Source organism: Xanthomonas citri pv. mangiferaeindicae, from assembly GCA_002240395.1.
GTDB classification, from domain to species: Bacteria; Pseudomonadota; Gammaproteobacteria; order Xanthomonadales; family Xanthomonadaceae; genus Luteimonas; species Luteimonas citri_A.
The window spans coordinates 3451775-3465704 of sequence record CP016836.1; the positions used below are offsets into that span (position 1 = coordinate 3451775).

General features: G+C 70.1%; 12 protein-coding genes. 2 read left to right on the forward strand and 10 right to left on the reverse strand.

Features of this window, described 5'->3' with window-relative positions:
* Nucleotides 1-162: 162 nt before the first annotated feature.
* From BEN78_15010 to BEN78_15030, 5 genes are read right to left on the reverse strand one after another with little or no spacing between them, the layout of a single operon-like run.
* Complete coding sequence (locus BEN78_15010; GenBank protein ASR44477.1) at nt 163-1068, reverse strand: hydroxymethylglutaryl-CoA lyase; 906 nt, start codon at nt 1066-1068, stop codon at nt 163-165.
* The gene (locus tag BEN78_15015) at nt 1068-3107 is read right to left on the reverse strand and encodes a 3-methylcrotonyl-CoA carboxylase (GenBank protein ID ASR44478.1); all 2040 of its coding nucleotides are present in this window, start codon (nt 3105-3107) and stop codon (nt 1068-1070) included. The genes BEN78_15010 and BEN78_15015 overlap by 1 nt, the downstream gene beginning before the upstream one ends.
* The gene (locus BEN78_15020; protein ASR44479.1) at nt 3104-3892 is read right to left on the reverse strand and encodes an enoyl-CoA hydratase; all 789 of its coding nucleotides are present in this window, start codon (nt 3890-3892) and stop codon (nt 3104-3106) included. The genes BEN78_15015 and BEN78_15020 overlap by 4 nt, the downstream gene beginning before the upstream one ends.
* A 22-nt stretch (nt 3893-3914) precedes the next feature.
* The gene (locus BEN78_15025; protein ID ASR44480.1) at nt 3915-5522 is read right to left on the reverse strand and encodes a methylcrotonoyl-CoA carboxylase; all 1608 of its coding nucleotides are present in this window, start codon (nt 5520-5522) and stop codon (nt 3915-3917) included.
* 13 nt (nt 5523-5535) lie between these two features.
* Nucleotides 5536-6699 (reverse strand): isovaleryl-CoA dehydrogenase, encoded by a 1164-nt coding sequence (locus BEN78_15030; GenBank protein ID ASR44481.1) that lies wholly within the window; start codon nt 6697-6699, stop codon nt 5536-5538.
* A gap of 130 nt (nt 6700-6829) precedes the next feature.
* Between BEN78_15030 and BEN78_15035 the strand changes: the two genes are divergently transcribed.
* Nucleotides 6830-7465, forward strand: a complete 636-nt coding sequence (locus BEN78_15035; protein ASR44482.1) for an AcrR family transcriptional regulator — start codon at nt 6830-6832, stop codon at nt 7463-7465.
* A gap of 60 nt (nt 7466-7525) precedes the next feature.
* On the opposite strand, the gene BEN78_15040 is transcribed toward BEN78_15035, so the two are convergent.
* A complete protein-coding gene (locus BEN78_15040; GenBank protein ASR44483.1) occupies nt 7526-8758 on the reverse strand; it encodes a hypothetical protein in 1233 nt (410 codons plus the stop codon).
* A 95-nt stretch (nt 8759-8853) separates the two neighbouring features.
* Between BEN78_15040 and BEN78_15045 the strand changes: the two genes are divergently transcribed.
* Nucleotides 8854-9300, forward strand: a complete 447-nt coding sequence (locus BEN78_15045; GenBank protein ID ASR44484.1) for an HxlR family transcriptional regulator — start codon at nt 8854-8856, stop codon at nt 9298-9300.
* Nucleotides 9301-9327: 27 nt separating this feature from the next.
* Here BEN78_15045 and BEN78_15050 read toward each other — a convergent pair whose 3' ends face one another.
* Genes BEN78_15050 through BEN78_15065 form a run of 4 tightly spaced genes read right to left on the reverse strand, consistent with a single transcriptional unit; the run spans nt 9328 to nt 13915 of the window.
* Nucleotides 9328-10788, reverse strand: coding sequence for an RND transporter (locus BEN78_15050; protein ASR44485.1), 1461 nt, complete (start codon nt 10786-10788; stop codon nt 9328-9330).
* An 8-nt stretch (nt 10789-10796) separates the two neighbouring features.
* On the reverse strand, nt 10797-11726 hold the full coding sequence (locus tag BEN78_15055; GenBank protein ID ASR44486.1) for an efflux transporter periplasmic adaptor subunit: 930 nt from the start codon (nt 11724-11726) through the stop codon (nt 10797-10799).
* Entirely contained in the window at nt 11719-11913 is a 195-nt protein-coding gene (locus BEN78_15060; GenBank protein ASR44487.1) for a hypothetical protein, read from the reverse strand. Before BEN78_15060 ends, BEN78_15055 begins: the two co-directional genes overlap by 8 nt.
* On the reverse strand, nt 11903-13915 hold the full coding sequence (locus BEN78_15065; protein ASR45174.1) for a fusaric acid resistance protein: 2013 nt from the start codon (nt 13913-13915) through the stop codon (nt 11903-11905). The genes BEN78_15060 and BEN78_15065 overlap by 11 nt, the downstream gene beginning before the upstream one ends.
* Nucleotides 13916-13930 lie beyond the last annotated feature (15 nt).

Genomic DNA, 13930 nt, shown 5'->3' on the forward strand with positions numbered 1-13930 from the left:
AGACGCTCCTGGCGGACAAGGCCCGCAGGATTGCAAGCCATTCTCCGATATGTCAAATGATTTTCCGATCAGGCAACCGGGCGTTGCCGTTCGATGGAGCACGCCGCGACGGGGGGGCTGTCCATCTAGACAGCACCGGTCCCGATCCGCAGCGCGGATCGCTCAGTCAGCGGCGCGATTGGCCAATGCGACGGCCGCGAGCTTGCTCGCCGGCCGCCGTCCCAAGGCCTCGCCGATCCACAGTGCAGTCCGGGTCACCGCGTCGAGATCGACGCCGGTCTGCAGCCCCAGCCCCTCGAGCATGTACAGCAGGTCCTCGGTCGCCAGGTTGCCGCTGGCGCCCTTCGCGTACGGACAGCCCCCCAGGCCGCCGACCGCGCTGTCGACCACGCGCACGCCTGCCTCGAGGCAGGCGTGGACGTTGGCCAGCGCCTGTCCGTAGGTGTCGTGGAAATGCACTGCCAACTGCGCCATGGGGACGTCCTGCGCGCAGGCCAGCAGCATCTCGCGGGCCTTGGCCGGCGTGCCGACCCCAATGGTGTCGCCGAGCGAGATTTCGTCGCAGCCCATCGCGTGCAGCGCAGCGGCCACGCGCACGACGTCGCGCACCGGCACCGCGCCTTGATAGGGACAGCCGAGCACCGTCGACACGTAGCCGCGCACCGACACCCCTGCCGCGCGTGCCTGCTCGACCACGGGCGCCAGGCGCGCCAGCGAGCCATCGACATCGATGTTGGTGTTCTTGAGATTGAAGGCGTCCGAGGCCGCGGTGAATACCGCGATATGGCGCTCGCCCGTCGCCAGCGCCCGGGCCAGGCCCTTGTCGTTGGGCACCAGCACCGGATAGGCGACGCCTTCGCGCCGGGTGATCCCGGCCAGCACCTCTTCGGCGTCGGCCAACTGCGGCACCCACTTCGGGCTGACGAAGCTGGTGGCCTCGACGACCGGGAAGCCACACGCCGACAGCCGGTCGATCAACGCGATCTTGGTCGCCGTCGGCACCATCGCCTTCTCGTTCTGCAGCCCGTCGCGCGGGCCCACCTCGACGACACGGACCACATCGCGCATTAGGGCTTCTCTTCGTCAGCGGTCACGAAATCTACCAGCACCGCGCCATCGGCGACCAGATCGCCCGGCTTGGCGAGAAACGCCTCGACCATGCCGTCGTGCGGTGCCTGCAGCGTGTGCTCCATCTTCATGGCTTCCATCACCAGCAGTGGCGTGCCCTTGGCGACCGGCGCCCCGATGGGCGCCAGCAGTTCGACGATGCGCCCGGGCATCGGCGCGACCACCGCGCCGGCGTGCGCTTCGGCGCCGGCGTGGCGATGCAGCGGATCGACGTGCTCGAACACGAACCGATCGGCGCCGCGGTACAGCACGACCTGCGTGCCGACCACGTGCACGTCCACGCTGCCGCGCACGCCGTCGAGCGAGACCGTCAGTGTCGGCGCCGTCCAGTCGACGCTCGCCGTCCGCGACGAGGCCCCGTCGAAACCGATCTCGATCTGGTCGCCCTGCGGCTGCAGCGCGAGCCGACGGCGCTCGCCGCTTGCCGACAGTTCGATCCATTGCGGCGCAGACGCGCCGAGCCGCCAGCCATCCTGCGCCCAGGGTGAGTCATCCACACCTGCCGATGCGGCGCGGCGCTGCGCCCAGACGCCGAGGGCAGCGAGCATCCATGCCGCATCGTCGGCCTCGGGCAATGGCGCCAGCAGGTGGTCGATCTCGCGCGCGACCAGGCCGGTTTCCAGGCGTGCCGCGGAGAAATCCGCTTGCCGCGCCAACCGCCCGAGAAACACCGCATTGGTGGTCACGCCGACGACGCGTACCGCGTCGATCGCCTGGCGCAGGCGCTGCAGCGCTCGCGGCCGATCCTCGTCCCAGACGATCAGCTTGGCGATCATCGGGTCGTACCATGGACTGATGCCGTCGCCCTGCTCCACCCCGGTGTCGATGCGCACGTGGGCGCTGGCCGCCGGGAACTGCATGACCTGCAAGGTCCCGGTCGAGGGCAGGAAACCCTTCAGCGCGTCCTCGGCGTAAAGCCGTGCCTCGATCGCATGGCCGCGATGCCGGATCTGGTCCTGGCGCAGCGGCAGCGGCTGACCGGCCGCCACGCGCAACTGCCATTCGACCAGATCGATGCCGGTGACCAGCTCGGTGACCGGGTGCTCGACCTGCAGACGGGTGTTCATTTCCATGAAATGGAACTCGCCCGTGCCGTCGCCCGAGCCGCGGCTCTCGCCGACGATGAACTCGATCGTGCCGGCGCCGACGTAGTCGACCGCACGCGCGGCGGCGATCGCGGCCTGCGCCATCGCCTCGCGCTGCGCCTCGCCCAGCGCCGGTGCGGGCGCTTCTTCCAGCACCTTCTGGTGCCGGCGCTGCACCGAGCAGTCGCGCTCGAACAGATGCACGACGTTGCCGTGGCGATCGCCGAACACCTGGATCTCCACGTGCCGCGGCCGCACGATGTAGCGCTCGATCAGCACGCGCGCATCGCCGAACGCACTCTCGGCTTCGCGCTGGCACGACTGCAACGCCGCGGCGAAGTCCTCGGGTTTTTCCACCAGGCGCATGCCCTTGCCGCCACCGCCAGCGCTGGCCTTGATCAGCACCGGGTAACCGATGCCGTCGGCCTGCCGCTGCAGCAACGCCGGGTCCTGATCCGCGCCGTGATACCCGGGCGTCACGGGCACGCCAGCCGCCTGCATCAGCGCCTTGGCCTCACGCTTGTCGCCCATCGCCTGGATCGAGGCCGGGCTGGGGCCGATGAACACCACGCCGGCATCGGCGCAGGCCTGGGCGAACGCGGCGTTCTCCGACAGGAAGCCGTAGCCGGGATGGATCGCCTGGGCGCCGGTGCGGCGCGCGGCATCCAACAAGCGGTCGCTGCGCAGGTAGCTCTCGCGCGCGGCGGCCGGCCCGATGTGCACCGCTTCGTCGGCCAGGCGCACATGACGCGCAGTGCGGTCGGCATCGGAGTACACCGCGACGGTGCGGATGCCCAGGCGGCGACAGGTGGCGATGATCCGGCAGGCGATCTCGCCGCGGTTGGCGATCAGCACCTTGTCGAACAGCGCGGCTTGGGAAGTTCCAGTGCTCATCGAGCGTCCTTTGCGCGGCGCGCGGACAGGAAGGCATCCAGACGGGTCCGCGCTTCGTCAGTGGCGCGGATATCGGCGATGCGCATCGCGGTGTCGGCGATGAGCGCATCGCCGATCGTCTGGCCATCGAGGTCGCGGATCAGCCGCTTGGATTCGGCCTGCGCCTTCGGGCCGCCCTGGGCCAGCGCCTGCACCAGCGTGTCGACGGCCGCGTCGAGCGCGTCGTCGGCGACGACGTCGTGCACCAGCCCGATGTCGCGGGCCTTGGCCGGCTGGATCAGTTCGGCGGTCAGGAAGTAGCGCGCCGCCTGCCGCGGGCCGATCGCGCGCAGCACGTACGGCCCGATCGTGGCCGGGATCAAGCCGAACTTGACCTCAGAGGTTGCGAACACGGCCTTGTCGCTGGCGATCGCGATATCGCAGGCGGCGACCAGGCCCAGCCCGCCGCCGATCGCCGCGCCGTGCACCCGGGCGATGGTCGGCTTGGGCAGTTCGGCCAGGCGTCGCAGCATGCGCGCCAACGCCTCGGCCTCGTCGCGGTTGCGCGCAACGTCGTAGTCGGCGGCGCGGCGCATCCAGTCGAGATCGGCGCCTGCGGAAAAACTGCGGCCGCGGCCGGCCAGCACGACGACGCGCACGTCGTCGTCGGCCCCCAGCGTTTGCAGGCCACGATCGATCGCGTCGATCAGGTGCTCGTCGAAGGCGTTGTGACGCTCGGGACGATCCATCCACAGGGTCGCCACGGCGCCCTGATGCACGATCGCGATGTTCGGTGTGTCGGTCATTGCGTGTCCTCGTCGCACCCGGTCACATCCGGAAGATGCCGAACGTGGTGGCTTCGTTCGGTGCGTTCATGGCCGCCGACAGCGCCAGCGCCAGCGCGCGGCGGGTCTTGGCCGGATCGATGATGCCGTCGTCCCACAACCGGGCGCTGGCGTAGTACGGATGGCCCTGCTGCTCGAACTGCGCGCGGATCGGCGCCTTGAACGCCTCTTCGTCCTCGGCCGACCAACTGGCCCCCTTGGCCTCGATGCCATCGCGACGCACGGTCGCCAGCACGCCTGCGGCCTGTTCGCCGCCCATCACGCCGATCCGCGCGTTGGGCCACATCCAAAGAAAACGCGGCGAGTAAGCACGCCCGCTCATGCCGTAGTTGCCGGCACCGAAGCTGCCGCCGATCACCACGGTGAACTTGGGCACCTTCGCGCACGCGACCGCGGTCACCAACTTGGCGCCGTCACGGGCGATGCCGCCGTTCTCGTACTTCTTGCCGACCATGAAGCCGGTGATGTTCTGCAGGAACAGCAGCGGGATGCCGCGCTTGGCGCACAGCTCGACGAAGTGCGCGCCCTTGAGCGCGCTCTCGGAGAACAGAATGCCGTTATTGGCGACAATGCCGATCGGATACCCATGCAGGTGCGCAAACCCGGTCACCAGCGTGGTGCCGTAGCGCGCCTTGAACTCGTCGAAGCGCGAGCCGTCGACCAGCCGCGCGATCACCTCGCGCACATCGTAGGGCTTGCGGGTGTCGGCCGGGATGACGCCGTAGAGCTCCTCGGCCGGATACAGCGGGTCCTCCGGCGGCTGCATCCGCAGTTCGCCCTGCTTGTGCCAGTTGAGCGAGGCGACGATGTCGCGCACGCGTGCCAGCGCATCGAGGTCGTCCTCGGCGAAATGGTCGGCCACACCCGACACGCGCGTGTGCACGTCGGCACCGCCGAGCGACTCGGCGTCCACTTCCTCGCCGGTCGCCGCCTTCACCAGCGGCGGGCCGCCGAGGAAGATCGTCCCCTGCTCCTTGACGATCACCGTCTCGTCGCTCATCGCCGGCACGTACGCACCGCCGGCAGTGCACGACCCCATGACACAGGCGATCTGCGGGATGCCCTCGGCCGAGAGATTGGCCTGGTTGTAGAAGATCCGGCCGAAGTGGTCACGGTCGGGGAAGACCTCGTCCTGCATCGGCAGGAACGCGCCGCCCGAATCGACCAGATAGATGCACGGCAGGCGGTTCTGCTGCGCGATCTCCTGCGCGCGCAGATGCTTCTTCACCGTGATCGGGTAATAGGTGCCGCCCTTCACCGTCGCATCGTTGGCGACGATCATGCATTCCACGCCGCTGACCAGGCCGATCCCGGCCACGACACCCGCGCACGGCACATCGTCGCCGTACATGCCCAGCGCGGCCAGCGGCGCGACCTCCAGGAACGGCGCGCCCGGATCGATCAGCGCATCGATGCGGTCGCGCACCAGGAGCTTGCCGCGCTTGCGGTGCTTCTCGCGCGCGGCCTCGCTGCCGCCCTGCGCGATGCGCGCCTGGGTCGCGCGCAGGTCGTCGAGCGCCGCCTGCATCGCGGCGGCATTGGTCTGGAAACTCTCGCCGGCGGGATCGATCCGGCTCTGCAGGACAGCCATCGACGCGCTCCTCTCAACAGGTCTGGCGGAACAGTTCGCGACCGATCAGCATGCGCCGGATCTCCGAGGTACCAGCACCGATCTCGTAGAGCTTGGCGTCGCGCCACAGCCGACCGACCGGATACTCGTTGATGTAGCCGTTGCCGCCCAGCACCTGGATCGCCTGCCCGGCCAGCCAGGTCGCCTTCTCGGCCGCGTACAGGATCACGCCGGCCGCGTCCTGACGGGTGATGCGCCCGGCATCAGCAGCCTTGGCCACCGCGTAGACATAGGCCCGGCAGGCATTGAAGGCCACGTACATGTCGGCGATCTTGCCCTGCATCAGCTGGAAGTTGCCGATCGCCTCGCCGAACTGGTGGCGCTCGTGCACGTAGGGCAGCACGACATCGAGACCGGCCGCCATCAGCCCGAGCGGGCCGCCCGAGAGCACCAGGCGCTCGTAGTCCAGGCCAGACATCAGCACCTTGGCGCCGCCACCCACCTCGCCGAGTACATTCTCGACCGGCACCTCGCAGTCCTCGAACACTAGCTCGCAGGTGTCGGAGGCGCGCATGCCGAGCTTGTCGAGCTTCTGCGCGGTCGAAAATCCCTTGAAGCCCTTCTCGACGATGAAGGCGGTGATGCCCTTGGGGCCGGCCTCCGGGTCGGTCTTGGCATAGACCACCAGCACGTCGGCGGTGGGCCCGTTGGTGATCCACATCTTGTTGCCGTTGAGCACGTAGCGGTCGCCACGCAGCTCGGCGCGCAGCTTCATCGCGACCACATCCGAGCCCGCCCCCGGCTCGCTCATCGCCAGCGCGCCGACATGCTCGCCGCTGCACAGCTTCGGCAGGTACTGGTGCTTCTGCGCCTCGCTGGCGTTCTTGCGCAGCTGGTTGAGGCACAGGTTGGAGTGCGCACCGTAGGACAGGCCGATGCCGCCCGAGGCTCGCGAGATCTCCTCCATCGCGACCACATGGGCCAGATACCCCAGGCCGGTGCCGCCGTAGGCCTCCTCGACGGTGATGCCCAGCAGCCCCTGCGCACCGAGCTTGCGCCACAGCGCATGGGGAAACTGATTGGTCTCGTCGGCGTGCGCGGCGAGCGGCGCGATCTCCTGCGCGGCGAAGTCCTGGACGGACTCGCGGATCATCTCGATCTCTTCGCCGAGTTGGAAATCGATGGACGGAATACGCATGCTGGACTCCAAGGTTCCCCGGGGCGTGGACCGTGCGGCAAGGCGCCGCAGGTCGGGTTCGGACGCACAGCCTAGCGGGTTCCGGAGAAGAATTGAACTAAGATTCACAAATTGAACCGAGGATCACAATTTGAGCTACCGGCGCTCCGACCTGATGGAAGAACGGATGGCCCGCAACCGCGAGCGGATCGTCCAGGCTGCGCGCACCCTGGTGTCGGTCGGCGGCTTCCGCGAGGCGCAGATTGCGGCCGTCGCGGCCGAGGCCGGGGTGTCGACCGGGCTGATCTACCGCTACTTCCCGTCGAAGGCCGAGCTGTTCGTCGAAGTGCTGACCGCCGCGATCGATGCCGAGATCGTGATCCTGCGCGCGGCCGCCGACGCCCACACCGATGCCCGCGACCAGTTGGGCGCCGCAATCGAGGCCTTCGTGCGCCGCGCCCTCGCCGGCCCGGCCCTGGCTTATGCCTTCATCGCCGAGCCGGTCGATCCGGAAGTCGACGCCGAGCGTATCCGCGGCCGCCGGCGCTTCGGCGACGTGTTCCGCGACATCCTGCGCACTGGCATCGAGCGCCGCGAGTTCCCGACGCAGGACGCCGACGTCACCGCGGCCTGCATCGTCGGCGCATTCACCGAGGCGCTGGTCGGGCCGGTCGCGCCGATCCTGCGCGAGAAGACCGCGGGCCCCTCGCAACTGGTCGCCTCGATCCGCCAGGTGTGCCTGCGCGCGGCCGGCGTCTCGGACCCGCCCCCGTCCCCTCGTGCCTGAGCGCAGGAAGGGAGGCGCACGCCGAATCGCGCGATCGCGCTATGCGCTGGGCCCGTCGCCTCAGCGCGATGCGTCGGCCGATCGCAACGTCAGCGCCCAGACCGCCAACGCCAATCCGCTGACTGCCGCGCCCAGTCCGCATACCCCGCTCCAACCAGCACGCGCATAGGTCCACGTCGTGGCGATGGCGCCCAGCCCACTGCCGACCGCATAGAACAGCATGTACAGGCCGATCAGCCGGCTGTGCGCCTCGGGGCTGCGCAGGATCAGGCTCTGGTTGGTGACGTGCAGTGCCTGGCCGCCCAGGTCGAGCAGCACGATGCCGAGCACCAGCGCCCACAGCGCGCCGTCCATTGCCGACAGCGGCCACCAGGCCAGCACCAGGAGCGCGAGCGCCGCCGCACTGGTGCGCTGGGCATGACCGCGGTCCGCCCAGCGTCCGGCGCGCGCGGCGGCCAACGCACCGATCGCACCGACCAGGCCGAACGCGCCGATCGCGGTGTGCGAAAAACCGTAGGGCGGCGCGCGCAGCGGCAGCACCAGCGCACTCCAGAAGATGTTCAGGGCTGCGAACATCAGCAACGCCAGTGTGCCGCGCACCTGCAGCGTGCGGTCCTGCCGCAGCAGCGTCAGCATCGAGGCGAGCAGCCGCTGATAGGACGGCGCCGCGACGACCGCCGGCAGCACGGGCAAGCAGCGCCACAGCGGCACCGCGATCGCCAGCATCGCCAGCGCCGCGCAGACGTAGACGCCGCGCCATCCCGCCAGATCGCTGACCGTGCCTGCGAACACCCGGGCCAGCAGCAAACCGATAAAGACGCCGCCCTGCGCCGTGCCCACGACCTGCCCGCGCTCGCGCGGCGCCGCGGCGCTGGCCGCGTAGGCGATCAGGCCCTGGGTCATCGCGGTACCGAGCAGCCCGACCGCCACCATGCCTGCCAGCAGCACCGGCGCGCTGCGCGCCATCGCCACCGTCAGCAGCGCCCCGACCAGCGCCAGCCCCTGCCCGGCCATCAGCCGGCGTCGATCCAGCGCATCACCCAGCGGTACCAGCAGCAACAACGCGAGCGCGCAGCCGACCTGGGTCGCGGTGACCACGCCGCCCACCGCCGCAGGCGCGATCGCGAAATCCTGCGCCAGCGCGTCGAGCAGCGGCTGTGCGTAGTAGACGTTGGCCACGCTCAGGCCGCTGGCCACCGCGAGCAACAGCACCACCCCGCGTGGCAGGTCGGCGACGTGGGCAGGCACCGGTGCGCATGCAACTGGAATCGGCGAGACAGAAGGCGTGGACATGGGGCGCTCGCTGCGAATCTGGTTTCTATTTGAAACTGATCGCATGCTGCGCCATGAAGTTTTAAAGTGCAACCACTCGCCCACCAAGCAGGCCGATGTCCCCACGCATCCAAGACACCGCCGTCCACTGCCCGGTCGCCCGCGCCGTCGATGTCGTCGGCGACCGTTGGTCCTTGCTGATCGTGCGCGACGCCTTCGACGGCAGCCGCCGCTTCGGCGATTTCCAGCGCGGCTTAGGCGTGGCCCGCAACATCCTGTCCGACCGCCTGCGCCGCCTGGTGGAGGCCGGCATCCTCACCACCCAGGACGCCTCCGACGGCAGCGCCTACCGTGAGTACGTGCTCACGCCGCGGGGCGAGCGCCTGTTCCCGGTGGTGGTCGCGCTGCGCCAATGGGCCGAGCAGACCCTCTTCGCCCCCGGCGAGCCGCACTCGGTATTGCTCGACAAGCGCAGTGGTCGGCCGGTCGCGCCGATGCAGCCGCAGGCCAAGGACGGTAGTCCGCTGCTGCCCGCGGCCACCGAGGTCCGCAAAGTCCGCTGACGGACGCCGCGCCGCATGTGCCGCAGTTCATCGCGCGGCCGAGGCGTCCACAGCCGTGCCCGACTCGGCTGCCGGCGTCTGGACAACCGCAACTTGGGCGCCCAGCGCCGTCTGCAGCGCGACGACCGCGTGCAGTTCGGCCAATCGGCCGAGCACCTGCGCGTCGCGCGCCTGGTGCACCGTGCGCTGCGCGACGAGTACGGGCAGATAGGCGCGCAGACCCTGCGCATACAAGCGCGTCGCATCGTCCAGTGCCTGCGTGCTGTCGACGACGGCCGCCTGCAACGACACCTGGCGCTCGCGCTCGCTGGTCCAGGCGATCAAGGCGTCTTCCACCTCGCGCAGCGCCACCCGGATGTCGCGCTCGTAGATCTGGCGGGCCGCATCGACATTGGCTTGCGCCGCCGCTGTCGCCGCGCGCGTGCGTCCGCCGTCGTACAGGACCTGGCGGCTCTGCACACCGGCCGACCACGCCAGCGTCGCCGTAGAGAACAGCTCGCGGAGGGTGCCGGCCGTGGCGCCGATGCCCAGCGGAATGCGAAACACGGGGAAGCCCTGCGCCTGCGCCACGCCGATCTGCGCAGTGGCTTGCGCCAGCCGCCGTTCGTCCGCGCGCAGGTCCGGACGCTGGCGGATCACATCCGAAGGCAGTGAGCGCGGCCAGTCCTCGAGGTTGGATAGCATCGATGCAGGCACCAACAGCGCGGCCTGCCAGTCGCCGGGAAAGCCACCGGTCAACACGCCCAACGCATGACTGAAACGCGCGATGTCGGTCTCCAGCACCGGGAGCCGCGCCTCGGCGGTGGCGCGCTCGGCGCGAGCCAGCGCCACGTCGGCCAAGGTGCCCAGGCCGCTGCGATGCGCCTGCTCGGCCAATCGCACGCTGTCGATCAGCGTGGCGAGCTCGTCACGCGCGATCGACAGCCGTATTTGCGTGGCACGCAATCCGGCGTAGTCGGTCACCAGTTCGGCCACCAGGCTCGCCTGCAGCGCATCGCGATCCTCCACAAGCGCCTGGATACCGGCATCGGCCGCCTCGACCGCCCGGCGCGTGCCGCCGAACAGGTCCAGCGTCCAACTGGCGTCGATGCCCAGCTGCCATGCCTGGGCGCTGTGCCCGTAGCGGTGTGCGGCCTCGCCTGCTCCACCGAGCGAAATCTCGGGCCGCGATGCCGAGGCGATCTGCACGCGCTCGGCCCGTGCCTGCCGCAGCCGCGCCAACGCGATGTCGAGATCCTGGTTGTGCGCCAGCGCCTGCGTGACGAGGCGTTCGAGCAGCGGATCCTGGAACGTGCGCCACCACGGGCCCGGCGCTTCGCGATCGTCGTCGCGCACAGGCGCGCCGGGCGCGATCCAGTCCGCCGGCACCGCCGCCGTCGGCGCGCGATAGTCGGGGCCGACCGTCGCGCAGCCCGACAGGCCGGCCAGCAGCGCGGCCATGACCCAGCCACCGCTGCGTGCTCGTCTCTGCGTGGATGAGATCGCCATCGCGCGCCTCACAGCCAGCGCTGCAGCCACGCGACCAGCCGGCCGCGCGAGGCCGGCGCCCCGTCCGCTGGCAGCACCTCGATGCTGCCGGTCATGCCCGCCGCCAGCACCACCCCGGATGGCACCTGCTCGAACTCGACACGCACCGGAATGCGCTGCGCCAGGCGCACCCAGCTGAAACTCGGCGCCACGTTCGGCAGGCCCTGCGCATCGGCCTCCTGGTTGGGGTCGGCGATACCGCGCCCGATGCTCGCGACCCGACCGTGCAACTCGCCGTCGTAACCCATCAACCGCACCCGCGCCGCGGCGCCCGGCCGGATGCCGCGCAGCTTGGTTTCCTCGAAGTAGCCGGTGATCCAGAAGCCGCCGGCATCCACCAGCGCGATCGTCGGCTGGCCCGCCGCGGCGTAATCGCCGACGCTCAGGCGCAGGCGGGTGACCACCCCATCCACCGGCGCGCGCAGCACCGTGCGCTCGAGATCCAGCTTCGCCCGATCGACCGCGACCTGCGCCATCTGCAGATCGGCGCGGGCGAGCGCCAGCGCCTGCTGCGCGCGCTGGATGTCCTCGGCCGGCAGCAGGCGCTCCATGCCCCGGCGCCGCCGGACCTCCTCGGCCCGCTGGCGCAGCGTGACCGTCGCCGCAGCCGCCTGCGCCTCGGTCTGCGCCAGCGCCAACGCAAAGCGCGACGGATCGATGCGGTACAGCACATCGCCCCGAGTCACGACCTGGTCGTCCACGACCGCGACCTCCATGACCGGGCCGGACACGTCTGGTGCAATGCGCACGACCTGCGCCGCGACCCGGCCGTCGCGGGTCCAAGGCGCCAGCACATAGGCGCGCCACAGCGCAGCGACCAGCAGGCAGGCCGCGATGACGACACTGAGCGTGAGAGCGACGCGCAGGACGCGCGCGGCGGGATGCGGACGATCAGACATGGAGGATCAACACCGAGACGAGACAGACGGACAACGCGAACTCAAACAGGCCTGGATGCCAGACCCGACGCAGCAGTCCGCTGCGCACGAGCAGCAAGCGGAGCCCTAAGTAGAGCGGCAACGCGGCGCAGGCATAGACGAAGAACGGCGGTAAGTAGAGACCGCCCAGAGCCACCTCATGCAACATCGCCAAGCTCCCCCTTGCGTTGCGGCACAGCGCCGGCATGGCGCTCGAGCAGCGCCGCGATGTCCAGCAGTGCGCCGATCAAGCGCCGCGTCTCGACGACCGCCACAGCAGAAGTTGCAACCATGCGCGACAGCGACACGGCCGCGCGGCGCGCATGCCGGGCCGCCACCGCCGGGGCGCCTACGCGTCGCCGCATGCGCGCGAGCGTCACGCTGACCACACGATGCGCGGCAGCGGTGTCCGGCGTGCGGCGCAGCCACTGGCGCAGGCGCAGCACTTCGCGGCCCAGGTGCAGACTGGCCAGCGCATCGGCGATGGCGCGATCCATCGCCTCGGGCTGCGCCCGCAACAGAGCGCCGAGTTGCGCGGTGCGATGCTGCTGGCGCCATTGCCAGGCCTTCGTCTCCTCTCCCGCGCTGGACAAGGTCGCAAGCGCGTCGCCCCGGATGCGCTGGCGCAGGCGCTCGACATCGCGCGAAGCATTGCGTGGCAGCACGGTGCGGAACGCCAACAAGGTGAAGCTCACCGCCAGAATCCAGGCCACCGCGCCGTTGAGGAACAGCGCGATGTCGTAGCGCATCGGATTGTCCACCGCCGCCAGGCTGGTAAAGGCCACCAGGTAGGCGACCCCGGCCAAGGCATGCCGCGGCATCGTGGTCGCGTAGATGCCGGGCCACCAGAACAGGCCCAGGACCACCAACAGCAGCGGCAGCCCGGAGATGTGCGGCAACACGACGAAGACGCATACGAAGGCCATCGCCGCAGCTGCAACCGTGCCCTGCAGGAACGCGATCGCGCCGCGCGCCGGGTCGGGCGCAGTGGACAGCAGCGCACACGCCGCCGCTAGGCCAGCCAGCATCATGTGGCCGTAGGTCCAGCCGGTGGCGATCCAGAACGCACCGCCGAGCACGACGGTCAGCAGGGCGCGCAGCCCGTTCTCGATCGCCGCGCCGATGTCGCGGTGAAACGGCACCGACACCCCGCCGATCATCGGCCGTGCGCTGTGGACATGAGCGATGCTGGCGAGCGCGTCGAGATAATCGTCGAGTTGCTCGATCAAGCGGTCGCCCGCGATCGTCAGCGTGGCCTGCGCGTTGGCCGGCTCGAGCGATACCGCGGCCAGTGCATCGCGCACCCGGGCCCGCAGCCCGGACAGCATCCGCGTCGCCTGCGCCAGACCGGACGCATCCGGCGCCTGCGCCAGCGCATCGGTCGCCTGCCGCCAGGCCCGCTCCCAGTCCGGCTGCACGGTCCGCAGCGCATCGAGCGCGGCGCCATGTCCCCCCATTGGCGGCGCACCGCCGACCAATGCGGAGAACAAAGAGACCATCGCTTGGCGCACCGCACCAGCGCGACGCGCCAGGTCCGCCGACTCCGCCTTGCCCAACGCCAGCATGTCGTCCACGCCGTACACCTCGAGGATGAGCGCGCACCTGCCCGGATCCAGCGGCCTGCCGCCGGGCGCATCGCGCCCGTGGATCGCCTGGGGATGCGTGGCGAGCACGCCCGCGGTGCCCGCCGCCAGGCGATGCAACTGCGCAGCCAAGCGACCGTGCACGCTGCGAGCGCTGAACACCGCCGACACCGCGGCCAGGCACACCACACCGACCAGCACCGACGCTCCACGCCCGATGACCTGGTCGAACGTCAGTTCCGGATGCTGCATCGCGCCGTAGGCCGCCAGGCCCACGGTGTATCCCGCCAGCGTTGCGCCGTAGGCCCGGAAATGCCGCAGCAGGGTCATGCCCACCACGCACAGCCCCAGCCACAGGCCAAAACCCATCAGAAACAGCCACGGCATCTGCCCGAACGCGCCCATCAGCACGAACGCCGCCAACATGCCGGCCAAGGTGCCCAGCACCCGCCAGGCCCCTTTGCCGATCACCGCCCCCTGCACCGGGTGGATCACCAGCAGCACGCTGGACGCCGCCGCGTATGGCGCATGCAGATCGAGCCGATAAGCGACCGCCAGTGCCAGCCCGGCCGCCAGCAGCGAGCGCATCACATAGGTCGCACG

Coding starts and splice junctions, on each gene's coding strand:
- BEN78_15065 (ASR45174.1), bottom strand. CDS start 13,915: ATGCGCTCGCTGCTGGCGGCCGGGCTGGCACTGGCGGTCGCTTATCGG.
- BEN78_15010 (ASR44477.1), bottom strand. CDS start 1,068: ATGCGCGATGTGGTCCGTGTCGTCGAGGTGGGCCCGCGCGACGGGCTG.
- BEN78_15015 (ASR44478.1), bottom strand. CDS start 3,107: ATGAGCACTGGAACTTCCCAAGCCGCGCTGTTCGACAAGGTGCTGATC.
- BEN78_15060 (ASR44487.1), bottom strand. CDS start 11,913: ATGTTGCATGAGGTGGCTCTGGGCGGTCTCTACTTACCGCCGTTCTTC.
- BEN78_15025 (ASR44480.1), bottom strand. CDS start 5,522: ATGGCTGTCCTGCAGAGCCGGATCGATCCCGCCGGCGAGAGTTTCCAG.
- BEN78_15055 (ASR44486.1), bottom strand. CDS start 11,726: ATGTCTGATCGTCCGCATCCCGCCGCGCGCGTCCTGCGCGTCGCTCTC.
- BEN78_15020 (ASR44479.1), bottom strand. CDS start 3,892: ATGACCGACACACCGAACATCGCGATCGTGCATCAGGGCGCCGTGGCG.
- BEN78_15040 (ASR44483.1), bottom strand. CDS start 8,758: ATGTCCACGCCTTCTGTCTCGCCGATTCCAGTTGCATGCGCACCGGTG.
- BEN78_15050 (ASR44485.1), bottom strand. CDS start 10,788: ATGGCGATCTCATCCACGCAGAGACGAGCACGCAGCGGTGGCTGGGTC.
- BEN78_15030 (ASR44481.1), bottom strand. CDS start 6,699: ATGCGTATTCCGTCCATCGATTTCCAACTCGGCGAAGAGATCGAGATG.
- BEN78_15045 (ASR44484.1), top strand. CDS start 8,854: ATGTCCCCACGCATCCAAGACACCGCCGTCCACTGCCCGGTCGCCCGC.